The 23,604-nt window shown below is 74.2% G+C and carries 18 protein-coding genes; 8 read left to right on the top strand and 10 right to left on the bottom strand.

Annotated features, from left to right (window positions below):
• Positions 1 to 18: 18 nt before the first annotated feature.
• Together glnA and Ae150APs1_RS26855 are read right to left on the bottom strand one after the other, a co-directional pair.
• Positions 19 to 1,362 (bottom strand): type I glutamate--ammonia ligase, encoded by a 1,344-nt coding sequence (gene glnA, locus Ae150APs1_RS26860; RefSeq protein WP_010227078.1) that lies wholly within the window; start codon positions 1,360 to 1,362, stop codon positions 19 to 21.
• Positions 1,363 to 1,456: 94 nt separating this feature from the next.
• Entirely contained in the window at positions 1,457 to 3,094 is a 1,638-nt protein-coding gene (locus tag Ae150APs1_RS26855; RefSeq protein ID WP_139317189.1) for an alpha/beta hydrolase, read from the bottom strand.
• 184 nt (positions 3,095 to 3,278) lie between these two features.
• Between Ae150APs1_RS26855 and panB the strand changes: the two genes are divergently transcribed.
• A complete protein-coding gene (gene panB, locus Ae150APs1_RS26850; protein ID WP_075301070.1) occupies positions 3,279 to 4,151 on the top strand; it encodes a 3-methyl-2-oxobutanoate hydroxymethyltransferase in 873 nt (290 codons plus the stop codon).
• 21 nt (positions 4,152 to 4,172) lie between these two features.
• On the opposite strand, the gene Ae150APs1_RS26845 is transcribed toward panB, so the two are convergent.
• Positions 4,173 to 5,330, bottom strand: coding sequence for a glutamate-cysteine ligase family protein (locus Ae150APs1_RS26845; protein ID WP_075301068.1), 1,158 nt, complete (start codon positions 5,328 to 5,330; stop codon positions 4,173 to 4,175).
• 178 nt (positions 5,331 to 5,508) lie between these two features.
• On the opposite strand from Ae150APs1_RS26845, the gene Ae150APs1_RS32305 reads away from it, so the two are divergent.
• Together Ae150APs1_RS32305 and Ae150APs1_RS26840 are read left to right on the top strand one after the other, a co-directional pair.
• A complete protein-coding gene (locus Ae150APs1_RS32305; protein ID WP_170918140.1) occupies positions 5,509 to 5,676 on the top strand; it encodes a hypothetical protein in 168 nt (55 codons plus the stop codon).
• A 1-nt stretch (position 5,677) separates the two neighbouring features.
• The gene (locus tag Ae150APs1_RS26840; protein WP_075301066.1) at positions 5,678 to 6,457 is read left to right on the top strand and encodes a hypothetical protein; all 780 of its coding nucleotides are present in this window, start codon (positions 5,678 to 5,680) and stop codon (positions 6,455 to 6,457) included.
• Here the strand turns inward: Ae150APs1_RS26840 and Ae150APs1_RS26835 are convergent.
• The 3 genes from Ae150APs1_RS26835 to Ae150APs1_RS26825 form a co-directional block, all read right to left on the bottom strand.
• Positions 6,454 to 7,221, bottom strand: a complete 768-nt coding sequence (locus tag Ae150APs1_RS26835) for a maleylpyruvate isomerase family mycothiol-dependent enzyme (protein WP_075301064.1) — start codon at positions 7,219 to 7,221, stop codon at positions 6,454 to 6,456. The two genes, Ae150APs1_RS26840 and Ae150APs1_RS26835, sit on opposite strands and share 4 nt — an antisense overlap.
• On the bottom strand, positions 7,218 to 8,057 hold the full coding sequence (locus Ae150APs1_RS26830; RefSeq protein WP_075301062.1) for a fumarylacetoacetate hydrolase family protein: 840 nt from the start codon (positions 8,055 to 8,057) through the stop codon (positions 7,218 to 7,220). Before Ae150APs1_RS26830 ends, Ae150APs1_RS26835 begins: the two co-directional genes overlap by 4 nt.
• Positions 8,058 to 8,205: 148 nt before the next feature.
• Entirely contained in the window at positions 8,206 to 10,569 is a 2,364-nt protein-coding gene (locus Ae150APs1_RS26825; protein WP_075301060.1) for a xanthine dehydrogenase family protein molybdopterin-binding subunit, read from the bottom strand.
• A 143-nt stretch (positions 10,570 to 10,712) separates the two neighbouring features.
• Between Ae150APs1_RS26825 and Ae150APs1_RS26820 the strand changes: the two genes are divergently transcribed.
• On the top strand, positions 10,713 to 12,362 hold the full coding sequence (locus Ae150APs1_RS26820) for a fumarate hydratase (RefSeq protein WP_060572734.1): 1,650 nt from the start codon (positions 10,713 to 10,715) through the stop codon (positions 12,360 to 12,362).
• 19 nt (positions 12,363 to 12,381) lie between these two features.
• Here the strand turns inward: Ae150APs1_RS26820 and Ae150APs1_RS26815 are convergent, their stop codons facing one another.
• From Ae150APs1_RS26815 to Ae150APs1_RS26805, 3 genes are read right to left on the bottom strand one after another with little or no spacing between them, the layout of a single operon-like run.
• The gene (locus Ae150APs1_RS26815; RefSeq protein WP_075301058.1) at positions 12,382 to 15,096 is read right to left on the bottom strand and encodes a bifunctional GNAT family N-acetyltransferase/acetate--CoA ligase family protein; all 2,715 of its coding nucleotides are present in this window, start codon (positions 15,094 to 15,096) and stop codon (positions 12,382 to 12,384) included.
• 60 nt (positions 15,097 to 15,156) lie between these two features.
• Positions 15,157 to 16,329 carry an acetoin utilization protein AcuC gene (locus tag Ae150APs1_RS26810; RefSeq protein ID WP_075301056.1) on the bottom strand — a complete coding sequence of 391 codons (1,173 nt, stop codon included), beginning with the start codon at positions 16,327 to 16,329 and terminating at the stop codon, positions 15,157 to 15,159.
• A 43-nt stretch (positions 16,330 to 16,372) separates the two neighbouring features.
• Positions 16,373 to 17,290: a sulfurtransferase gene (locus Ae150APs1_RS26805; protein ID WP_083680534.1), complete on the bottom strand. Its 918-nt coding sequence runs from the start codon at positions 17,288 to 17,290 to the stop codon at positions 16,373 to 16,375.
• A 93-nt stretch (positions 17,291 to 17,383) separates the two neighbouring features.
• Here Ae150APs1_RS26805 and Ae150APs1_RS26800 point away from each other — a divergent pair, with 93 nt between their 5' ends.
• Positions 17,384 to 18,106, top strand: a complete 723-nt coding sequence (locus tag Ae150APs1_RS26800) for a metal-dependent transcriptional regulator (protein WP_010235530.1) — start codon at positions 17,384 to 17,386, stop codon at positions 18,104 to 18,106.
• 99 nt (positions 18,107 to 18,205) lie between these two features.
• The gene (galE, locus tag Ae150APs1_RS26795) at positions 18,206 to 19,174 is read left to right on the top strand and encodes a UDP-glucose 4-epimerase GalE (protein WP_075301054.1); all 969 of its coding nucleotides are present in this window, start codon (positions 18,206 to 18,208) and stop codon (positions 19,172 to 19,174) included.
• Between the two features lie 5 nt (positions 19,175 to 19,179).
• Here the strand turns inward: galE and Ae150APs1_RS26790 are convergent, their stop codons facing one another.
• Positions 19,180 to 20,325: a DUF4192 domain-containing protein gene (locus Ae150APs1_RS26790; RefSeq protein WP_075301052.1), complete on the bottom strand. Its 1,146-nt coding sequence runs from the start codon at positions 20,323 to 20,325 to the stop codon at positions 19,180 to 19,182.
• Positions 20,326 to 20,593: 268 nt separating this feature from the next.
• Here Ae150APs1_RS26790 and Ae150APs1_RS26785 point away from each other — a divergent pair, with 268 nt between their 5' ends.
• Together Ae150APs1_RS26785 and sthA are read left to right on the top strand one after the other, a co-directional pair.
• The gene (locus Ae150APs1_RS26785; protein ID WP_075301050.1) at positions 20,594 to 22,084 is read left to right on the top strand and encodes an FGGY-family carbohydrate kinase; all 1,491 of its coding nucleotides are present in this window, start codon (positions 20,594 to 20,596) and stop codon (positions 22,082 to 22,084) included.
• 58 nt (positions 22,085 to 22,142) lie between these two features.
• Positions 22,143 to 23,579: a Si-specific NAD(P)(+) transhydrogenase gene (sthA, locus tag Ae150APs1_RS26780; protein WP_029239727.1), complete on the top strand. Its 1,437-nt coding sequence runs from the start codon at positions 22,143 to 22,145 to the stop codon at positions 23,577 to 23,579.
• The last annotated feature ends 25 nt before the right edge of the window (positions 23,580 to 23,604 follow it).

Raw genomic sequence — 23,604 nt, 5'->3', positions numbered from 1 at the left:
TACCTGAGCGCGACGGCCCTACAGCACCGGCAGGTAGGTGGCGAGCTCGTGCGGCGTCACGTTGCGCCGGTAGGCGTCCCACTCAGCGCGCTTGTTCCGCAGGAAGAAGTCGAACACGTGCTCGCCGAGGTACTCGGCGACCAGCTCGGACCGCTCCATGACGTCGAGCGCCTCGGTCAGGTTCTGCGGCAGCAGCTCGTAGCCCAGTGCCTTGCGCTCGGTGTCGGTGAGGGCCCAGACGTCGTCCTCGGTGGCCGGGGGCAGCTCGTAGCCCTTCTGGATGCCGGTCAGCCCGGCGCCCAGGATCACCGCGTAGGCGAGGTAGGGGTTGCAGGCCGAGTCGAGCGTGCGGACCTCGATGCGGCGCGACGACGACTTCCCCGGCGAGTACATCGGCACCCGGACCAGCGCGGACCGGTTGGCGTGCCCCCACGACACGGCGGTCGGCGCCTCGCCGCCGGTGATCAGCCGCTTGTAGGAGTTCACCCACTGGTTCGTGACCGCGGTGATCTCGCGGGCGTGCTTGAGCACCCCGGCGACGAACGCCTTGCCGGTCGCGGACAGCTCGTAGGGGTCGTCCGGGTCGTGGAAGGCGTTGTGGTCACCCTCGAACAGCGAGAAGTGCGTGTGCATCGCCGAGCCGGGGTGCTCGGAGAACGGCTTCGGCATGAACGACGCCCGCACGCCCTGGGTGAGCGCGACCTCCTTCACGACGTAGCGGAACGTCATGAGGTTGTCGGCCATCGTCAGCGCGTCGGCGTAGCGGAGGTCGATCTCCTGCTGGCCGGGGCCGCCCTCGTGGTGGCTGAACTCCACCGAGATGCCCATCGACTCGAGCGTCTCGATGGTGTTGCGCCGGAAGTGCGGGGCGACGTCGTGGCTGGCCTGGTCGAAGTAGCCGCCGGAGTCGGCCGGCGTGGGCCGGGAGCCGTCGTCGGGCAGGTTCTTGAGCAGGTAGAACTCGATCTCCGGGTGCACGTAGCAGGTGAACCCGGCCTCGCCCGCCTTGTTGAGCGCGCGGGTGAGCACGTGCCGCGGGTCGGCCCAGGACGGCGAGCCGTCCGGCATCGCGATGTCGCAGAACATCCGGGCCGAGTAGTGCTCGCCGGACGCGCTCTCCCAGGGCAGGACCTGGAACGTCGACGGGTCCGGCTTGGCGACCATGTCCGACTCGTAGACGCGGGCGAAGCCCTCGATCGCCGATCCGTCGAACCCGATGCCCTCGGCGAAGGCACCCTCCAGCTCGGCCGGGGCGATCGCCACCGACTTCAGATAACCGAGCACGTCCGTGAACCACAGACGGACGAAACGGATGTCGCGCTCCTCGAGCGTGCGGAGGACGAACTCCTGCTGGCGGTCCATGCGGCGGAGCCTAGGAACCCCGTGTTACGCGGAAGTTACCGGGGTGTGCGGGTGCCCGGTCCGGGGCACCCGCACACCCCCGATCAGGTCCCGGTCAGGCCGGGGCCAGCGAGCACTCGGCGCCCTCCTGGGGCAGCTTCAGGTCGACCAGGTAGTCGACCGCGAGCCGGTCGACGCACGGGTCACCCTGCAGGGACGCGGTGTGCTGGTTCCCGTTGACCTTGATCAGGCTGCCGCCGAGCTGGCCGGCCAGGTCCACCCCGGCCTGGTACGGCGTCGCCGGGTCGCCGGTGACCGACACCACGACGACGGGCGGGAGCCCCTCGGCCTGCGGCACGTGCGGCTCGCTGGTCGGCGGCACCGGCCAGAACGCGCACGAGTCACGGGCACCGACCGGGCCACGGCCGGTCGAGCGGAACGGGGCGGCCTCGTCGGCCTGCTTCGCGAGCTCGAGCGCCTCGGACGGCTCCTTCAGCGGCGTCTGGTTCACGCAGCTGATCGCCTGGAACGACTCCAGCATGTTGCTGTAGCGGCCCTGCTGGTCACGCTCGTAGTAGAGGTCGGCCAGCGTCATCAGGAAGTCGCCGTTGCCGTTCGCGACCTGCGAGATGCCCTGCTGCAGCGCCGGCCACAGCTGCGACACGTAGAGCGCCTGGCTCACGCCGGTCTGCGCGTCGTTGAAGCTCAGCGTGCGGCCGTCGCTCGTCGGGACCGGCTTGTCGATCAGCGGCTGCATGACCGTCTGGAACGCGCGGGTCGCCTGCGCGGGATCGGTGCCCAGCGGGCAGTTCGGCCTGCTGGTGCAGTCCTTGGCGAAGTTGTCGAAGGCCAGCTGGAAGCCGGCGTTCTGCTTCACGCTGGAGTCGAGCGTCGTCTGCGTCGGGTCGATCGCCCCGTCGAGCAGCAGCGCCCGCACGTTCTGCGGGAACGCCTCGGCGTAGGCGGTGCCGAGCTCGGTGCCGTAGGAGAAGCCCGCGTAGGTCATCTTCTCGTCGCCGACGGCGGCCCGCATGACGTCCATGTCCTTGGCGACGTCGCGGGTGCCGACGTTGGCCAGCACGTCGGCACCGGTGCGCTCGGCGCAGCGGTCGGCGTACTGCTTGTTGCGCGCCTCGGCCGCGGCGACGCCGGCCGGGGACGGGTCGGCGAAGACCTGCCCGCGGTCCTCGTCGTTCTCCTGGTCGGTCAGGCACTCGATCTTCGGCTCGCTGGCGCCGGTGCCGCGCGGGTCGAAGCCGATCAGGTCGAACCGGTCCCCCAGCCCGTTCGCCGACCACGTCGGCGCGGAGCTCGCCATGAACGACGTGCCGGACGCGCCCGGGCCGCCCGGGTCGGCGAACAGCGAGCCGATCTTGTTGCCGGTCGCCTTCTTGCGCAGCATCGCGATCTGCATGGTGTCGCCGTCGGGCTGGGCGTAGTCCTGCGGGACGGTGACCCGGGTGCAGTCGAACTGCGGGTCCGCGAAGGACTGGCCGTCCTCCTCGGTGGGCGCGTAGTCGGCGCAGGGCCCCCAGCTCAGCTCCTGGTCGTAGAACCGGGCCAGGTCCGGCGGGTTCTGCGGGGCCTGGGACTCGTTCGACGTCGTCCCGACGTCGGAGCACGCCCCCACCAGCATCAGCGCCGCGGCACCGAGGGCCGCCGCGCCGGCGACCCGGCCGGGCCGTCGCCGCCGTCCCGTCCGGGGTGGCGGTGTCGCGGGTACGGGGCCACGGAGGCGCAGACGGGGGGCCATGACGGGGAGCATGCCATCGACCCCGGACAGTGGCCGGGCGCGGGGGTTGCGACGGCCACCCGGTGACCGTTCCCACACCCCGGCCCACCGCGCCGCCGCCGGGTGCACCCTGGCGTCCGCCACCGACGGCGAACCCGGGGACCCGCGATCAGCGTGGGCCTCGAGGCACGGAAGGAGCTCACTGGTGAGCACAGAGCGCAGCACGCCCGCGTCCGGATCCGGCGAGGCCGAGGCCCCGTACCGGGCACCGGCGGCACCGCCGAAGCGCACCCGCGTCCACCATCTGCTGCAGTGGAAGCAGGAGGGCAGGCGCTGGCCCATGCTGACCGCCTACGACGTCTACTCCGCCGAGATCTTCGACGACGCCGGGATCCCGGTGCTGCTCGTCGGCGACTCGGCGGGCAACAACGTGTTCGGGCACGACAACACCATCCCCGTCACGGTCGACGACCTGCTCCCGCTGACCCGCGCCGTCGTCCGCGGCGCGCGCAGCGCGCTCGTCGTCGCCGACCTGCCGTTCGGCAGCTACCAGATCTCCCCCGCCCAGGCCCAGGAGTCGGCGTTCCGGTTCATGAAGGAGGCCGGGGCGCACGCGGTGAAGCTGGAGGGCGGTGCCCGGTTCGCGCCGCAGATCGAGGCGCTCACCTCCTCCGGTGTCCCGGTGATGGGGCACCTCGGTTTCACCCCGCAGAGCGAGCACGCGCTCGGCGGATTCCGCATCCAGGGCCGGGGCGACGCCGGTGACCGGCTCGTCGAGGACGCGCTGGCGGTCCAGGAGGCGGGGGCGTTCGCCGTCGTGCTGGAGATGGTGCCCGCCGACGTCGCGAAGCGGGTCACCGGCGAGCTGCGGATCCCGACCGTGGGGATCGGCGCCGGCCCGGACTGCGACGGCCAGGTGCTGGTGTGGTCGGACATGGCGGGCATGAACCGCGGCAGGGTCCCCCGCTTCGTCCGGCGCTACGCCGAGGTCGGCTCGGTGCTGCACGACGCGGCGGCCGCCTTCGCCGCCGACGTCCGCGGCGGCGAGTACCCCGCCGAGGAGCACAGCTACCGCTGAGCCGCGCTCCGGCCGGCTCGCCTACAGGGCCGCCGGCCGGAGCGGTGCCGCGACGCCGGTGATCCCGCCGCCGGAGCGGTACCGGGCGAGCATCCGGCCGGCCGGGGTCTCCCGGCGGCCGAGCCGTTCGCGCAGCAGCGCGAGGCGGCCGTCGTGACCGGGCTCGTCCCGCAGGGCGGCCGTGGCGGCGTCGAGCACGGCCTGCGACCCGGCCCTGGTGCCGGGGTCGGTCCAGCCCCGCAGCGCGGAACGACGGTGCGCCACTGCGTCCGGCGTGCGCCGGCGCCCGGGCAGCGTGGTGTCCCGCAGCAGCCCCGCGAGCAGCGACAGCAGCGCGCCGGGCAGGCCGGTGCCGCAGCCGTCGGCCGGCTCCTCCCCCGGCACGACCGCGACCGCGTCGAACGCCTTGAACTCGATCCGGCCGATCTCGCCGGGGATGCCGGCGTGCCGCACCAGGCTGGGGTCGGTCGGCAGCAGCGGGGCGTCCGGCTCCAGGTAGGCCAGTGCCGCCGGACGGGCCCCGGTGCGGCGCGACGTCCGCGCCGACAGCCCGCCCCACGGCCGCCCGTCCCGGAACGGCGACGAGAACGACCACGGCACCAGGTAAGGGCTGTAGTAGGTGAGCTTGGCCGCCGCGTCGGCGAGCACCGCCGGATCGCTCCCGGCCTCGGGGAACGACAGGTTGAGGTCCGGCCCCCAGGTGACCATGTGCAGCGGGGCGGTGCGCTCCTCCGGGGAGGACGCCATCAGCGCCCGCTCGCAGGCGTTCGGCGGTGGATCCAGCTGGTAGGACGACCGCACCGGATGGTGGCCGATCGCCACCGGCCGCAGCGCGTGGCGGGCGGCGACCTCGGCGAGCAGCGCCGCGTCCGCCGCCAGCGCGGCCTCGGTGGCCTCCACCGAGTCGTGCACGACGGTCCGGATCTCGATGCCCTTCGGCTCGAACCGCAGCAGCTCGCCCTGCTCGTCGAGCCGCTCGTAGCCCTCGGCGTACCAGCGCTTGCGGCGGATCCCGGCGTCGCCGATCCGCAGGTCGGCCTGGTCGCCGGGGAGCTCGGGCAGCTCGGCCACGACGGCCGCGACCTCGTCGTGGCCCAGCACGGTGAAGTCCGCCAGCGAGCCGTCCGGCCGCACGAGTGCCAGCTCGTGCTCGATCCCGTACCGCGCCGCGCCCCGCATCGATCACCCCCGGTGTCCGTCCGGTGATGCACGGTACCGCCGGGCGCACCCGGTGCCGGTGTGATCCGTTCCCCGCCCTCGCTCACCCGTTCCGCCCTGGACAACACCGGGCGGAGGGGTCCGCCTGGTGACGGCGGCCACACGAGGTCCGCCCGGAGCCCGGAACACGGGAGGCGTCATGAGGCTGGGCCGCAAGATCTCCGAGGGGTACGCCGTCGACCACGAGGCCGACCGGCTCGCCGCCGCACAGGACCGACCGGAACCCGCCCCCGCCCCACGGCCCGAGCTCACCGAGTGGTCGGCGGCCACCGAGGAGCCGGCCCGGACGGGTTCGCGCAAGGACTGACGTGCCCAGCGGTCTCTTCCGCCGCGCACCGCAGGAGCACCCGGCCGGTCCGCTGGAGGGGCACAAGCTCGCGTTCCCGATGCTGTCCGCGGACGGGACGACGGCCGGGTTCAGCGGTGTCACCCTCGGGCGTGCGCACGTCTACCGCACGGTCGACGACGCGCTGTGCGCCCACGGCTGCCGGCACGCGTGCCCGTCCCGCTGGTGCGACTACGGCTTCTACTGCTTCCACTCCGACGCCGACGCCCGCGAGCTGGCCTGCGCACCCGAGCACCAGGGTGCTGTCCTGCTCGAGGTCGCGGTGTCCGGCCGGTTCCGGCGCTACGAGCTGGGACTGCGCTACTCCCGGCAGCGGGTCCGGTCGGTCCGGATGCGGCCGTGCCGCTGCGGCGCGGGCGTCTCGGCGCTCGCCGACACCGGCTCCGGGCAGCACGGCTGGCGGCGGCTGGAACCGGTGTGCGGGCGCTGCGCGGGGGCCCGGCCGGTGCTGACGCCGGAACGGTTCACCCGCCTGGCCGGGGTGCTCCTGCTGCCCGACGACGTACCGGCCGGACCGCTGGTACCGGCCGGGGACGCCGTCCCCACCGGGCCGCACCCGCTCGACGACTCGGCGTTCGGCGCCCCGCCCCTCGCCGACTCCGGTGACCCGGTCGCGACGGCCGGGGCGGTCGCGGTGCTCACGGCCGAGATGGCGCTGCTGCAGGCGCGGCTCGACGAGATGGCCCGGCAGCTGGGACGGGCCACCGCCCGGCTGGACGAGCTGGAGGGCCGGGACCTCTAGAGCCAGACCGGCAGCGGGGCGGGACGGTTGCCGTCGGCGTCGCGCAGGCCCTTGCCGAACGGACGGCCGAGGAGCCAGGCGATGAGGTCCGGCGCCCGGCCCCGGATCGTGCCGAGGTCACCGGGCTCGGCGCCGTCGGCGGTGGCCGGTCCCGGCCCGAACTCGCGCACCTGACCGGTCCGCGACTCCTCCAGCCGGACGTGCGGGCAGCCGGGACGCTGCTCCAGGGTCCCGGCGACGTCGGCGACCAGCACCTTCCGCATCGGGATCGGCAGGTCCTTGAACGACGCGCCGACGTCGAGATCGACGGCGTGCACCCACACCTCACGAGCTCGCGCCCAGGGCACCGCGGTCGCCGGGATCTCGACGTCCTGCGCGTTGCGGACCCGGGCCGACCAGGCCTTCTCCGGCATCGCACGCACGGCGTCGGCGAGCCGGTCCGAGGTCGCGACGACGTCGGCGCGGATCTCCTCGGGGCTGCGCGCCGCACCGGCGGCGATGTCGGCGTCCCGTGCCTGCGGGTCCCGGTAGGCACGGGTCTCCTCCCCGGTGCTCGCCCAGTGCAGGAGATTGATCATCGCGTCGGCGTTGCGGGCCACGTGGGTGAGCACGTGCGCCCGGCTCCAGCCGGCGAGCAGCGACGGCGCGCCGAACGCCTCGTCGCCCATCCGCGTCATCAGCCCCCGCAGGTGGGCCTGGCCGTCGCCGGCCCAGGCCAGCGAGTCCGCGAGCGGCGGGGGTACCGCGACCGGGGCGTCGGTCACCGCAGGGCCCGTGCCACGTTGCGGCACTCCCCGATCCCCTCGACCGCGGTGACGATCTCGCAGCCGTCGGTGAGGTAGCGCGGGGGCGTGCGGGCGTCGCCGACGCCGCCCGGGGTGCCGGTGGCGATGACGTCGCCCGGGTTGAGCGTGAGGATCGTCGACAGATAGACGATCAGGTCGACGACGCCGAACACCAGCTGGTCGGTGGTGGAGTCCTGCATGGTCTCGCCACCGAGCTCGGAGCGGATGCGCAGCGCGCCGCCGTCGGCCGGGTCGGCGGTGAGCTCGTCCGGGGTGACGAGCTCGGGGCCCAGCGGCGTCGAGTGCTCCCAGGTCTTGCCCTGCAGGAACTGCTTCGTGCGGCGCTGGTAGTCGCGCATGCTGACGTCGTTGAGCACCGTGTAGCCGGCGATCGCGGCCCGCGCGGACTCGGCGTCGGCGTGCCGGACGGCCTGCCCGATGACGACCGTCAGCTCGGCCTCGAAGTCGACCCGGTCGGACTCGGGGGGCAGCTCGATCTCGTCGCGGGCGCCGATCAGCGCCGGGGCGAACTTGCCGAAGATCGTCGGGTACTCCGGCAGCTCGTTGCCCATCTCGAGCACGTGGTCGCGGTAGTTCAGACCGACGCAGATGATCTTCTCTGGCGACGGGACCAGTGGGGCGAGGTCCAGTGCTCCCGCGTCGTGCACCGGTCCGTCGGCGGCCGCGGCGTGCTCGGCCCAGTCCGGGCGCTCGAGCAGCGCCCGGACGTCGGCCTCCCCCGTCTCGACGGCGCTGTCGCCGTCCACACGCACCGCCCGGTGCCCGGTCGCGGTCCGGATCGTCGCGAGCCTCATCGTGCGCGCCCCTCCTCGAGTGTCGCCGTCTGCGTCCGGCGCAGAGTCTGCGCCACCGCGGGCGGGAACGGGAGTCAGGGGGTGGGTCGGGGCCCGCCGGGCCGCCGTGCCGGGCCGCACCGCGGGGTGGGTGCGGCCCGGTGGCGGGTCAGATGGCGGCCTCGTCGTCACCGCCCCCGCCGCGGACCGGCAGGTCGCCGAACACCTCCGGCGGCTCCCGCCACGCGTCCTGCGGGGCGCCGGCGCGGGCCGCCGACACCGCCCGCCACACCCGCTCCGGGGTGCACGGCAGGTCGATGTGCCGCACGCCGAGGTCGGACAGCGCGTCCACCACCGCGTTCTGCACCGCCGGGGTCGACCCGATCGTCGCCAACTCCCCGATCCCCTTGGCGCCCAGCGAGTTCAGCGGCGTCGGGGTCTCGGTGGTCGCGGTCTCGTAGTCGAACATGTCGGCCGCGGTCGGGATCGTGTACGCGGCGAGGCTGGAGGTCAGCGGCTGGCCCTCGTCGTCGTAGAGCACCTCCTCGTACAGCGCCTGCGCGATGCCCTGCGCCATGCCGCCGTGCTGCTGGCCCTCGACCAGCAGCGGGTTGAGGATCCGGCCGCAGTCGTCGACGGCGACGTGCCGCTTCGGCGTCACCCGCCCGGTGTCGGTGTCGACCTCGACGACCGACACGTGCGCCCCGAACGGGAACGTGGCCCCCGCCTGCTCCGAGTCCAGCCCGACGTGCAGCTCCTCCCCCGTCGTCGCCGCCTGGGCGTGCACCTCGGGCCAGCCGACGGACGGGCCGCCGGGGACACCGGCGACGCCGAACCGCCCGTCCTCGGTGATCTCGACGTCCTCGGTGGAGGCCTCCAGCAGCGTCGCCGCGATCTTGCGGGCGCGGTCGTGGAGCTCCTGTGCGGCCTCGGCGACCGCGGTGCCGCCGAGCTGCAGCGACCGGGAGCCACCGGTGCCCGCCCCGCGCGGGACCCTCGCGGTGTCCGACTGCACGTAGCTGATCTTCTCCAGCGGGATCCCGAGCCGGTCGGAGACCAGCATCGAGAACGACGTCGCGTGACCCTGGCCGTGCGCCGAGGTGCCCGCGGAGACGGTGGCCGTCCCATCGGCGTGGACGGTCACCGAGCCGTACTCGCCGCCACCCCCGCCCGCGGTGACCTCCACGTAGGCCGCGATCCCGATGCCGAGCCGGACCGGGTCGCCCGCCTCGCGGCGGCGGGCCTGCTCGGCGCGCAGCTCGTCGTAGCCGGACAGGCGGAGCGCCTCGCGCAGCGGCAGGTCGTAGTCGCCGACGTCGTAGGTGGCGCCGGTCAGCGTGGTGTAGGGGAAGACGTCCGGGGCGAGGAAGTTGCGCCGCCGCAGCTCCACCGGGTCGATGTCCAGCTCGGCGACGTCGACCAGGCGCTCCAGGTGGGCCGCGGCCTCCGGACGGCCTGCACCGCGGAAGGCACCCATCGGCGTCGTGTTGGTCAGGGCGGCGACCGCGTCGTAGCGCAGCTTCGGGACGTCGTAGACGCCGGTGGCCATCAGGAAGGTCGTGCGCAGCGGCAGGGCGCCGGCGTCGCCGATCACCCGGGTCCGCAGGCCGGTCATCCGGCCGTCGCGGGTCAGGCCGAGCTCGTAGTAGCCGACCTGGCCGCGGCCGTGCGGCATCGAGACGAGGTTCTCCGAGCGCGTCTCGACCCAGGCCAGGGGACGTCCGAGCGCCCGTGCGGCGACGACGGTAGCGGTGTGCTCGGCGAGCACACCGGCCTTGGCGCCGAAACCGCCGCCGACGTGCGGGGCGATCACCCGGACCCGGTCGGTGTCCAGGCCGAGCAGGCCGGCGAGCTGCGCGCGGAACCCGTGCGGCATCTGGGTGGAGACGTGCACGGTCAGGTCGAAGTCGCCGTCGGCCGGGTCCGGCGCGGGATCGGCGAGGATCGCGTTGCCCTCCAGCGGGACCGCGGCCACGCGCTGGTTCACCATCCGGGCCCGGACGACGACCTCGGCGTCGTCCAGCGGGTCCGGCTCCGGGCCGCGCTCGCCCGCGGCGAGATTGCTGCCCTGCTCGGGGAACTGCAGCTCGGCGCCCTCGGCGAGGGCGGCCTCGGGGTCGGTGACCGCGGGCAGCGGCTCGTAGTCGACCTCGACGAGCTCGGTCGCGTCGACGGCGGCGGCCCGGCTGTCGGCGACCACCATCGCGACCGCCTCACCGACGAACCGGACCCGGCCGGTCGCCAGCGGCGGGCGCGGCAGGTCCGGGTTGAGCACCATCAGGCCGTGGTGGGCGGGCAGGTCGAGATCGGCCGCGGTGTACACGGCCAGCACCCCGGGCGCTGCCGCGGCCTCGGTGGTGTCGACGCCGGTGACCAGCGCGTGCGCCAGCGGCGAGCGGACGAAGGCGACGTGCGCGAGGGCGGGCGGGGCGCCGGCACCGTGCAGCAGGTTGCCGACGTAGGTGCTCGCGCCGGTGATCAGGTCGGCGTCCTCGACGCGGCGGACGGAGGTTCCCAGGATCGAGCCAGGCATGCGCCCCACGCTAGCGCCGGCGACCACCGACGGCGACCGGAAACGGAGGGCCGTCCGGTTACGTCGGTGAGCGGTCCGCGTCACGCGTCGGCTGCGTCTCCACCCGCGGTCACGCCGAGGTCGCGCCCGGTAGCGTCCCGGTCATGCCCGAGTTCCACCACACCGACGTGCTCCCGCTCGGCCCGGACGAGACCGAGTACCGCGAGCTCGACCTGCCGGCGGGTACCACCACCGAGGCCGCCGGACGCACCTTCCTCGAGGTCCCGCCCGAGACGATCACCGGCCTGGTCCGCGCCGCCGTCACCGACATCCAGCACCTGCTCCGGCCCTCGCACCTGAGGCAGCTGCGCGCGATCGTCGACGACCCGGAGGCGTCCGGCAACGACCGGTTCGTCGCCACCGACCTGCTGCGCAACGCCTGCGTCTCCGCCGGTGGCGTGCTGCCGATGTGCCAGGACACCGGCACCGCGATCGTCGTCGGCAAGAAGACCGAGACCGTCCTGACCGGCGGCGACGACGAGGCCGCCGTCTCCCGCGGCGTCTTCGACGCCTACCAGGAGCTGAACCTGCGCTACTCGCAGATGGCGCCGCTCTCCTTCTGGGACGAGAAGAACACCGGCACCAACCTGCCGGCCCAGATCGAGCTCTACTCCAAGCCCGGCCGCGACCCGTACTACGAGTTCCTGGTCATGGCCAAGGGCGGCGGTTCGGCGAACAAGACCTTCCTCTACCAGGAGACCAAGGCGCTGCTGAACCCGAAGCGGCTCGCGACCTTCCTGGACGAGAAGCTGCGCTCGCTGGGGACGGCGGCCTGCCCGCCGTACCACCTCGCGATCGTCGTCGGCGGGATGTCGGCCGAGTACAACCTCAAGGTCGCGAAGCTCGCCTCGGCCCGCTACCTCGACGGTCTCCCGACCGAGGGCTCCCCGCTGGGGCACGCGATCCGGGACACCGACCTGGAGCAGCAGGTGCTGGAGCTGACCCGGAACTTCGGGATCGGCGCCCAGTTCGGCGGCAAGTACTTCTGCCACGACGTCCGCGTGATCCGGCTGCCGCGGCACGGCGCCTCGCTGCCGGTCGGGGTCGCGGTGTCGTGCTCGGCGGACCGCCAGGCCAAGGCGAAGATCACGCCGTCCGGGGTGTACCTGGAGCAGCTGGAGCGCGACCCCGCCCAGTACCTGCCCGAGGCGACGTCGGAGGACCTGTCGGACGAGGTCGTCCGGGTCGACCTGAACCGCCCGATGGACGAGATCCGCGCCCAGCTCTCGCAGCTGCCGGTGAAGACCCGGCTGTCGCTGACCGGGCCGCTGGTCGTGGCCCGCGACATCGCCCACGCGAAGATCGCCGAGCGGCTCGACGCCGGCGAGCCGATGCCGCAGTACCTGCGCGACCACGCCGTCTACTACGCCGGCCCGGCCAAGACCCCCGAGGGCTACGCGTCCGGGTCGTTCGGCCCGACGACGGCCGGCCGGATGGACTCCTACGTGACGCAGTTCCAGGAGGCCGGTGGGTCGCTGGTGATGCTGGCGAAGGGGAACCGGTCGAAGCAGGTCGTGGACTCGTGCGCCGCGAACGGCGGGTTCTACCTGGGGTCCATCGGCGGCCCCGCGGCCCGGCTGGCGCAGGACTGCATCCGCAAGGTCGACGTCCTGGAGTACCCGGAGCTCGGCATGGAGGCCGTCTGGAAGATCGAGGTCGAGGACTTCCCGGCGTTCGTCGTGATGGACGACAAGGGCAACGACTTCTTCGCCGACACCTCCGCGCCGACGCTGCAGGTGTCGTTCCGGAGCTGACGCGTGGCGCCCCCGGCGGCTAGCGCAGCCGGCGGGGGCCCGCGTCGCGGCGGTCCGGGACCGGGCCGAGCGTCACCCGGGCACCGGTCACGAAGGCGCCGTCGGGCGAGGCCAGCACGGGATCGAGCGCCAGCGACCGCACCTGCGGGATGTCCTCGGCGAGCTGCCCGATCCGCAGCACGACGTCCTCGAGTGCGTCGGTGTCGACCGGGTCGGTGCCGCGGTAGCCGGTCAGCAGCGGAGCGGCCCGCGGCGCGCGGACCAGTCGCTTCGCGTCCTCGGTCGACACCGGGAGCACCCGGTAGGCCCGGTCGTCGAGCAGCTCGGTCGCCATCCCGGACAGCCCGAAGGCGATGAGGGAACCGAACGAGGGGTCGTCGACCACCTCGATCTTGCACGAGCTGCCCTTGGGCGCCATCCGCTGGACGTACACCTCGCCGGAGCCGGTGAGCCGGGACAGCTCGGCGTGCGCGGCCCGGACCGCCTCGGCGGAGACGAGGTCCAGCCGCACGCCGACGAAGTCCCCGCGGTGTCGCCACTGCTCACCGGTCGCCTTGATGACCACCGGGTAGCCGACCTCCTCCGCCGCGGCGACCGCGGCCTCGGCGCCACTGACCCGGCGGAACGCGATCACCTCCAGGCCGTAGCAGGCCAGCAGCTCGACGGCCTCGTCGTCGGTCAGCGCGTGCGGGGTGTCGGGCCGGAACGACGCGACCAGCCGGCGCGCCCGCTCCGGGTCGATCCCCTCGGGGACGACGAAGTCCCCGACCGGCGTGTTGCGCCACTCCGAGTAGCGGGCGACCCGGCCGAGCGCGGACGTCGCCCGCTCCGGGCTGGCGTAACTCGGCACCGAACCCGGGCCGGGGCTGCCGTCGGCCTGCGGCACCGACAGCTCCGCCGGGATCCCCTCGGCCGCGAGGAAGACAGCCAGCACCGGGATGCCGGCCCCGGCGGCGGCACCGCGCAGGGCCTGCGCGTGCGCGGTCCCCTCGACCGCGACCGGCGGGACGAACACCGCGATCAGCGCGTCCGGCTGTTCCGGCCCCTCCAGCAGGGTGCGGACCGCGGCGGCGAACGCCTCCGGCGACGCCTGGGTGCCGACGTCGACGGTCTCCCCGGCGGGTTTGAGGCCCTCGTCGAGCAGACCGTCGGTGACCAGGAGGTTCACCGCCGTCGAGTTGCCGACGACCGCGACCCGCCGCCCGGTGGGCATCGGCTGGTAGGCGAGCAGGAGTGCCGTGTCGAACAGCTGCGGCAGCGTCTGCACCCGGATGACCCCGGACTGCTCGAACAGGACCTGGACGCTCGACTCGTCGATCTGCGCGGCGGTCCCGGCCAGCGACGGCAACGGGCCGGTGTGCCTGCCGGACTTCACGGCGACGATCGGCTTGGTCCGGGCCAGCCGCCGTGCGACCCGGGCGAACTTGCGCGGGTTGCCGAACGACTCCAGGTAGAGCAGGACCTGGTCGGTCCCGGGGTCGGTCTGCCAGTACTGTATGAGGTCGTTGCCGGAGACGTCGGCGCGGTTCCCGGCCGAGACGAACGACGACAGTCCCAGCCCGCGCGAGCGGGCGTTCGCGAGGATCGCGGTGCCCAGCGCGCCGGACTGGCAGAAGAACCCGGTGCGCCCCGGCCCGGGCATCGCGGGTGCGAGCGTCGCGTTGAGCCGCACCGACGGGTCCGGGTTCGCCACACCGAGCGCGTTCGGGCCGACCACCCGCATGCCGTGCGCACGGGCCTCGGCCACCAGGCGGCGCTCGGCGAGCTTCCCGCCGCCCCCGGCGTCTGCGAACCCGGAGCTGATCACCACGAGGACCTTCACGCCCTTGGCCAGGCACGAGTCCATGACCTCGTCGATGTTCGCGGCCGGGACGGCGACGACGGCCAGGTCCACCTCGTCCGGGATGTCGATCACCGAGGGGTAGGCGCGCACGCCGCGCACGGACCGGGCGTCGGGGTTGACCGGGTAGACGGGCCCGGTGAACCCGGCCCGGAGCAGGTTCACGAGTACCGCGTGCCCGATCTTGGTCTCGTCGGCCGACGCACCGATCACCGCGACCGACGACGGGTGCAGCAGGTTCGCCACGCTGCGCGCCTCGGCGGCCTGCTCGCGCGAGTCCCGCACCGCGATCGACTTCTCGGTGGGGTCGATGTCGAACTCCAGGTGCAGCACACCCTCGGCGAAGGCGCGCTTGACCTGGTAGCCGGCCTCCCGGAAGACCCGCACCATGGCGTGGTTCTCCACCAGCACCTCGGCCTCGAACCGGGACAGCCCGTTCTCCCGGGCGGCCGCGGCGAGGTGTTCGAGGAGGATCGACCCGAGCCCGCGGGACTGGTGGTCGTCGCGCACGACGAAGGCCACCTCGGCCGACGTGACGGGCTGGTCGGTCCCCGCACCCTCCGACGCCGCCGCCCCGCCGTTCGCGGTGAGCCCCTCGTACCGGCCGACGGCGATGATCTCGTCACCGAGCAGGGCGAGGAACGCGACCCGGGTGCGCTGGTCGACGACGGTGAACCGCTCGAGGTCCCGCGGCGAGATCCGCGGGTACGGGCCGAAGTAGCGCAGGTAGCGGGTCCGGTCCGACAGCTTGCCGTGGAAGTACAGCAACGCGTCGGCGTCGTCGGGGGTGATCGGCCTCAGGTGCACGATCCCGCCGTCGGAGGCGACGACGTCGGCCTCCCACTGCCGGGGATACGGGTACTCGACCTGCTGGGGCTGCTGCTCGTCGGGCATGCGCGTGGTCGTCCTGTCCGCCTGTCGCTACCGGGGTCCGTTCCGCGTCCGCGGGCCCGCTCAGTCCCGCGGGTCGTCGGGTTCGAGGCCGTGCAGCGGGAACACCGCACGACGGGTCTCCAGGACGGCCGAGTCCACCCGGTCCTCGTTGCCGCCGCCCCACCGCTCGAACGACGGGTCCGCCCCGTCGGACATCGACACCGGCAGCGGTGCGCGGGTGTGGGTGGACGCCCGGGCCGTCCAGTCGGCCGGGATCGTGGTGTCCGGGTGCAGGTCGCGGTCGAGGGCGACGGCGAGCAGGTGTGTCCAGGACCGCGGCACCACCCGGTACAGGGCGTATCCCCCGCCGCCGAGCACCAGCCACTTGCCGCCCGCCGTCGTCTCAGCCATCTCCCGCAGCGCGTGGTAGATCGCCCGGTGCCCGTCGACCGACAGCTCCAGGTTCGCCAGCGGGTCCTCGGCGTGGGTGTCGGTGCCGCACTCGGTGACCAGCACCTGGGGCCGGAACGACTCCAGCAGCGACGGCACCACGCCGTGGAAGGCCCGCAGCCAGCCGGCGTCGCCGGTGCCCGGCGGGAGCGCGACGTTGACCGCGTAGCCCTCGCCGTCGCCGCGGCCGTACTCGCCGGCCCAGCCGGTGCCGGGCCAGAGGGTGAGCGGGTGCTGGTGCAGCGAGACCGTCAGCACCCGCGGGTCGTCGTAGAAGGCGTCCTGCACCCCGTCGCCGTGGTGGACGTCGACGTCGACGTAGGCGATCCGCTCGTAGCCCTGCTCCAGGAGCCAGGCGATGGCGACCGAGCAGTCGTTGTAGACGCAGAACCCGGCCGCCCGGTCCCGCATGGCGTGGTGCAGGCCGCCGGCCATGTTCACCGCGCGGTCCGCCCGGCCCTCGGCGATCTCCCGGGCCGCGGCCACCGATCCACCGGCGATGAGCGAGGCCGCCTCGTGCATCCCGAAGAAGATCGGGTTGTCGGAGGTGCCGAGCCCGTGGCCCACCCCGAACGGCGCCTCCGGCGCCGACTTGACCGCGGTCTGGTAGCCCGGCGTGTGCACCCGGGTCAGCTCGGCGTCGGTCGCCGGTTCCGGCGCGATCAGCTCGACGCCGTCGAGCACGCCCAGCCCGCGCGACAGCTCCATGTGCAGGTCGAGCCGCACCGGGTTCAGGGGGTGGTCGTCGGACAGCTGGTAGGTCAGGAAGTCCGGGGTCCACACGACCGAGGTGCGCGCGCTCATGACACCGGACCGTATGTCAGCAGGACCGCCGCAACCACGGGGCTCACCGCTCCTGCGCCCACGGACGGTCACCGGTCGCGACCGGGCGGGCGGGGTCGGCGCTCCACTCCGACCAGGAGCCCGGGTAGAGCGCCGCCGGCGCGTCCGCCGTCGTCAGCCCGGCCACCTCGAGGGCCAGGACGAGGGCGCACGCGTTGATCCCGGACCCGCAGTAGGCACCGACCGGGACGCCGGGTGCCGCTCCGGCGGCGCGGAACCGGTCGGCGAGCACGTCGGGCCCGACCCAGCGCCCGTCCGGGCCGGTGTTCGCGGCGGCCGGGAGGTTGCGGGCGCCGGGCACGTGCCCGGCGCGCGGGTCGACCGGTTCGGTCTCGCCCCGGAACCGGGCAGCGGCGCGCGCGTCGAGCAACACGCCGTCGCGGGCCAGCGCGGCCGCTCCGTCGGCGTCGACGACCGGCATCGCACCGGCCCGCACGACGACGTCGCCCGGCGGCAGCGGCTCGGGCTCGTCCGCGCCGCCCGCGGTCCCCGCGACCGGCCCACCGGCGGACTCCCACCCGGCGAACCCGCCGTCGAGCACCCGGACCCGGGCGGGATCGAGCCCGGCCCACCGCAGCAACCACCAGGCACGGGCCGCCACCGAGCCGTCGCGATCGTCGTGGACGACGACCGGCCGGTCGTCCTCGCCGATCCCGGCGGCGCGCAGCACACGCTGGAGCGCCCCGGGCTCGGGGAGCGGGTGCCGCCCGCCCGGCCCCGGCACCGACGGACCCGCCGCCAGCTCGGAGTCGAGGTCGACGAACACCGCCCCGGGAACACGACGGGCCTCGAAATCGTCTCTACCGGGTGGCCCCGTCAACCGCCAGCGCACGTCGAGCACGACCGGGCGGAGGACACCGGCTGCGCCGCCGGGCGTACCCGCAGGGGCCAGCAACCCCACCAGGTCCTCAGGGGTGATCATGGAACCGGACACGCGGCCCATCCTGCCCCGGATGGGTGCGCCGTGCCCGGGGCTCGCCCTGGGTAGACTGGACGTCGAACGAAGGGGCCCCACGTGAACGACCTCATCGACACCACCGAGATGTACCTCCGGACCATCTACGAGCTCGAGGAAGAGGGCGTCGTCCCGCTGCGCGCGCGGATCGCCGAGCGCCTCGGACAGAGCGGCCCGACCGTGAGCCAGACCGTCGCCCGGATGGAGCGTGACGGTCTCGTCGTCGTGGCCGGGGACCGCCACCTCGAGCTGACCGACGAAGGGCGCGGCCGCGCCGTGTCGGTCATGCGCAAGCACCGGCTCGCCGAACGCCTCCTCATCGACGTCATCGGCCTGGAGTGGGAACTCGTCCACGCCGAGGCCTGCCGCTGGGAGCACGTGATGAGCGAGGACGTCGAGCGCAAGCTGGTGCGCCTGCTCGACAAGCCCACCGTCTCCCCCTACGGCAACCCGATCCCCGGCCTCGACGAGCTGGAGCGCGAGGACCACGGGCCGTCGGCCGCGTCGTCGGTGCCGCCCACGCTCGAGGTCGGGCTGCAGCGGCTCGACGAGCTCGCCCGCAGGGGCGGCGGCCGGGTCGAGGTGCGTCGCATCGCCGAGCACGTGCAGAACGACGCCGACCTCATGGCGGAGCTGAAGCTCGCCGGCATCGTGCCGGGCAACAGCGTCGAGGTCGGCTCGATCCCGCGGTTCGGCGACCCCGTGCCCGTCACGTCGGCGGACGACGAGAAGGCCACGGTCGCTCCGCTGGTCGCGCACGCGGTCCTCGTCCGGGCCCAGTAGCCCGGCCTCGCGGCGGCCGCCGCGGGCGCCCGTGAGAAGGTCGTGCCGCGGGACCGGCACGGCGCGGACCCGGGCGCGGACCAGGCGGGGAGGACCGGAGTGAAGCTGCTCGTCACGGGCGGGGCGGGGTACGTCGGCAGCGTGTGCGCGGCGCACCTGCTGGAGGCCGGACACGAGGTCGTCGTGCTCGACGACCTGTCGACGGGGCACCGCGACGCCGTCCCGGCCGGCGCCACGTTCGTCGAGGGCGAGCTCGGCAGCACGGCCGGTGACGTGCTCGGTGCCGGAGGGTTCGACGGCGTCCTGCACTTCGCGGCCCGCTCGCTGGTCGGCGAGTCGGTGGAGAAGCCGGAGAAGTACTGGAACGGCAACGTGGTCGCCTCGTTCCGGCTCCTGGAGGCGATCCGCGAGCACGCCGTGCCGCGGCTGGTGTTCTCCTCCACGGCCGCCACCTACGGGGAGCCGGAGCAGGTCCCGATCACGGAGACCGCACCCACCCGTCCGACCAACCCGTACGGTGCGAGCAAGCTCGCGATCGACCACATGATCACGTCGTACGCCGCGGCGCACGGCCTCGCCGCGACCAGCCTCCGGTACTTCAACGTCGCCGGGGCGCACGTGTCCGGCGCGGAGCGCCTCGGCGAGCGGCATGCGGTGGAGACGCACCTGATCCCGCTGGTCCTGCAGGTCGCCGCAGGCACCCGCGAGTCGATCTCGATCTACGGCGACGACTGGCCCACCCCGGACGGCACCTGCGTGCGGGACTACATCCACGTCGACGACCTCGCCGACGCGCACCTGCTCGCGCTGCAGCACGCGACCGCGGGCCGGCACAACGTCTACAACCTGGGCAGCGGTCGCGGCTTCTCGGTGCTGGAGGTCGTCGAGGCCTGCCGTGCGGTCAGCGGCCACCCGATCCCGGCCGTCGTCGCGCCGCGGCGGGCCGGGGACCCCGCGGTGCTGGTCGCGTCCAGCGAGCGTGCCGCCGGGGACCTGGGCTGGAAGCCGTCGCGCACCGAGCTGCAGCGGATCGTCTCCGACGCGTGGGAGTTCGCCCGCGGGCGCTGACCCGGTCACCCGTCGCCCTCCGCCGGGGCGCCGGTCGCCGCGGTGAGCAGCCGGCGCAGCCCTACCGGCCCGGCGTACGGACCCGGCGTCACCCCCGGGGTCACGGCACCCCGCAGCGACGTGTCCACGACCGTGGCCAGGATGTGGGCGGGGCGGTCCTCCAGTGCCCGCTCCACGGCGAGCGTGGCGAGGGCCCCGTCGCCACGCAGCAGCGCGCAGGTCGCCAGCAGCGCGGCCGCATCGGCCCGCTCGGGCGCCGGCAGCGCCCGGGTCAGTGCCGCCCACAGCTGCTCGGCGTGCGGTGCCTGCGCTCCGAGGCACCGGCGCAGCGCCTCGTCGCGGAAGTCCGGATCGGCGAGGGCCGCCGCGACGCCCAGCGCGAGACGGTCGTCGACGACCAGGCGCCCCTCGGCGGCGTCGTCGAGGCAGCCGTCGAGCAACCACGGGTCCGGCCGGCCCGGCCTGCCCACCAGGACGGGTGCCGACCCGAGCCTCGCCCGCCGCGCGGAGTCGGTGGCGTCGCCGTCGAGCTGGGCGCGGACCGCGGCCCGGTCGGGCAGCACCGCCCGGCCGCCCTGGACCGCGGCGGCCACCGCCACGGGCGTCGCGGTCGGGTCCGGGACCGTGCCGGAGCAGCCGCAGGCCTGTCCGGGAAGCGGGTAGCAGCTCCAGCGGTCCTCGGCGCGGGTGCCCGACGCCCACAGCACCGCCGTCGGCCCGATCCCCGCCCGCCGCAGCTCCCGCCGGACCGCCAGCGCGACGTCGCGCCGGGCGCGCCGGGGCGCGGCGGACGGCCGGCCCCGCACCACGACGGCCACCGCCCGGTCCGGCCCGCTCCCCGCGAGCACGGACACCGCGTCGGTGCACACGCGGCGCACGTCCCGCCCGGACGGCAGGTCGACCCGCACCGTGAGGCCGACCCGGCCCCGCAGCTCCGGCCCGGCCAGCCCGACCAGGACCAGCGAGTCCTCCGGATGGAAGCCGATCAGCACCGGGAGCGCGGCGACCAGGTCGCCGGGCGAGGAGAGCCGGAGCCGCGCTCCCGCGGCCGGCGGAGGGTCGCCCGGTGGCCAGGGGGGAGCGGCGCTCCCGGCCGGTCGGGGTGCGGGAGGCGGTGGCGGATCGGCGTCGGGCCGGGGGTGTGCGGTCATGGCGGTGAGCGTGCGCCGGGTGGGCGATGTCCGGGCGGGACCGCCCGCCGGGCTGTGGACGGAGCCGCGGGCGCCTCCTTTCCGACACCATCTCGTGGACAGCAGGCGGTGCCCGGTGCCGGTGCGCCGCGGTTCTGTCGGCTCCCGCTGGTAGGAGTCGGAGGGGGCGTCCGTGACCGGGCCACGGACCGTCCGCCGCCCGGATCCGCACCGATGTTCTGGGCGGGGACCGGTGCGCCCGCCTCGGGCGGAACGGTAGGAAGAACGCATGCGCGTGTATCTGGGCGTCGACATCGGCACGTCGGGCTCGAAGGGTGTCGTCGCCGACGCCGGTGGCCGGGTCCTCGACCGCGCCGACCGCGCGCACGAGACCGCACAGCCCCGGCCCGGCTGGGTCGAGCACGACGCGGAGACGATCTGGTGGGGTGACTTCACCGCCGTCGTCCGCGAGCTGCTCGCCGCCGTCCCCGACGCCGAGCCGGCCGGTCTGGGCGTCTCCGGGATCGGCCCCACGCTGCTGCCCGCCGACGCCGACGGCCGGCCGCTGCGCCCCGCGATCCTCTACGGCGTCGACACCCGGGCCGCCGCCGAGATCGACGAGCTCACCGCGGAGATCGGCGCCGACCGCATCCTGGCCCGGGCCGGGACCGCGCTGTCGTCCCAGGCGGTGGGTCCGAAGTGGCGCTGGCTGGCGCGGCACGAGCCGGAGGTGTTCGAGCGCACGTCGCTGTTCCTGATGTGCTCGTCCTACCTGGTGCACCGGCTGACCGGCGAGTACGTGCTCGACCACCACTCGGCCAGCCAGTGCGACCCGATGTACGACCTGGCCGCCGCGGACTGGGCGCGGGACTGGGCCGAGGCCGTCGCCCCCGGGATCGCGCTGCCCCGCCTCCTGTGGCCGACCGAGGTGGCCGGGCACGTCACCGCCGCCGCGGCGGCCGCGACCGGGCTGCCGGAGGGTCTGCCCGTCACCGCGGGCACGGTCGACGCGTGGGCCGAGGCGACCAGCGCCGGCGTCACCTCCCCCGGCGAGGTGATGGTCATGTACGGGACCACGATGTTCCTGATCGAGGTGATCGACCGGCCCCGGCCGCACCCGGCGATGTGGACCACCCGGGGCGTCGTCCCGGGCACGCACACCCTGGCCGGGGGGATGGCGACGTCCGGTGCGATCACGAACTGGCTGCGCGACCTGACCGGCTCCGACTTCGCCGAGCTCGTCGGCGAGGCCGGCGCGGTGCCACCGGGCAGCGGTGGGCTGCTGCTCCTGCCGTACTTCGCGGGCGAGCGCACCCCACTGTTCGACCCGGACGCCCGCGGGATCCTCGCGGGGCTCACCACCGGTCACACCCGGGGCGAGGTCTACCGGGCGGCGCTGGAGGGCATCGCGCACGGCGTGCGGCACAACCTGGAGGTCATGCGGGAGGCCGGCGGCGGGACCAAGCGTCTGGTCGCCGTCGGCGGCGGGGTCCAGGGTGGACTGTGGACCCGGATCGTCACCGACGTGACGGGTGTGCCGCAGGACGTGCCGGAGCAGACCGTCGGCGCCGCGTTCGGCGACGCCTGGCTGGCCGCCGTCGCGACCGGGGCCGATCCTGACCTGCGCCGCTGGAACCCGGTGGCCCGCACAATCGAACCGGACCCGGTCGCGCGCGAGGTGTACGACCGGTTCCACCCGCACTACCGTTCGCTCTACACCGCGACCCGGGAGACCGCGCACTTCCTGTCCCACGAGCGGCGCCGCGCCTACCGGGCGTGACACGCTGTTCACGCCCGCCCTGTTGCCGGGTGCCCCGGCGACCGTGAGGCTGGTCGGCGTGAGTGCCGACGCCGAGGAGCGCCCCGTGTACGACTACGACCTGTTGGTGATCGGTTCCGGGCCCGGCGGGCAGAAGGCCGCGATCGCCGCGGCGAAGCTCGGCAAGCGGGTCGCCATCGCCGACCGCGGACACATGATGGGCGGCGTCTGCGTCAACACCGGGACGATCCCGTCGAAGACGTTGCGGGAGGCCGTCGTCTACCTGGCCGGCCTGCACCAGCGGGAGATGTACGGCGCGAGCTACCGGGTCAAGGCCGAGATCACCATCGACGACCTGCTGGCCCGGACCCGGCACGTCATCGGCCGCGAGATCGAGATCGTGCGCAACCAGCTGCTGCGCAACCACGTCGACATCCTCACCGGCACCGCGCGGTTCACCGACCCGCACACCGTCGTCGTCGAGGGTTCCGGGCGGGGCGACCACAACACCGTCACCGCGTCGAGGTTCGTGATCGCCACCGGGACCCGGCCGGCCCGGCCGGACACCGTCGCGTTCGACGGTGAGCGGGTCGTCGACTCCGACCAGGTGCTCGAGCTGGGCCGGGTGCCCGGATCGATGGTCGTCGTCGGCGCCGGGGTGATCGGCATCGAGTACGCCTCGATGTTCGCCGCGCTCGGCACCCGCGTCACCGTGGTGGAGAAGCGGGACTCGATGCTCGGCTTCTGCGACCCCGAGATCGTGGAGTCGCTGAAGTTCCACCTGCGCGACTCGGCGGTGACCTTCCGGTTCGGCGAGGAGGTGTCCTCGGTCGATGTCAACGGCAAGGGCACCGTCACCAGCCTGGTCAGCGGCAAGAAGATCCCCGCCGACATGGTCATGTACTCGGCGGGCCGGCAGGGGCTGACCGAGGAGCTGCAGCTCGCCGCGGCCGGGTTGCAGGCCGACGACCGCGGCCGGATCGAGGTGGACAAGCAGTTCCGGTCCTCGGTGGAGCACATCGCCGCGGTCGGCGACGTCATCGGGTTCCCGGCGCTCGCGTCGACCAGCATGGACCAGGGCCGGCTGGCCGCGTACCACCTGTTCGACGAGCCGGTCCGGGAGCTGCACGAGCTGCAGCCCATCGGGATCTACACGATCCCCGAGATCTCGTTCTGCGGGCGGACCGAGGCCGAGCTGACGGCCGCCGCGATCCCCTACGAGACGGGTCTGGCCCGGTACCGCGAACTCGCCCGCGGCGCGATCGTTGGCGACTCCTACGGCATGCTCAAGCTGCTGGTCTCCCCCGACGACCACACACTGCTCGGCGTGCACGTGTTCGGCACGAACGCCACCGACCTGGTGCACATCGGCCAGGCGATCATGGGCTGCGGCGGGTCGGTCGACTACCTGGTCGACACCGTCCTCAACTACCCGACGCTGTCCGAGGCGTACAAGGTGGCGGCCCTGGACGCGACGAACAAGATCCGTGCGCTGGAGTCCGTGCAGGGCTCCTGACCCGGCGGTCCCCCACGGCCGCCGG

The organism is Pseudonocardia sp. Ae150A_Ps1, assembly GCF_001932315.1.
In the GTDB taxonomy this organism is placed as follows: domain Bacteria; phylum Actinomycetota; class Actinomycetes; order Mycobacteriales; family Pseudonocardiaceae; genus Pseudonocardia.
This window is presented reverse-complemented; position numbering and strand designations above follow the sequence as displayed.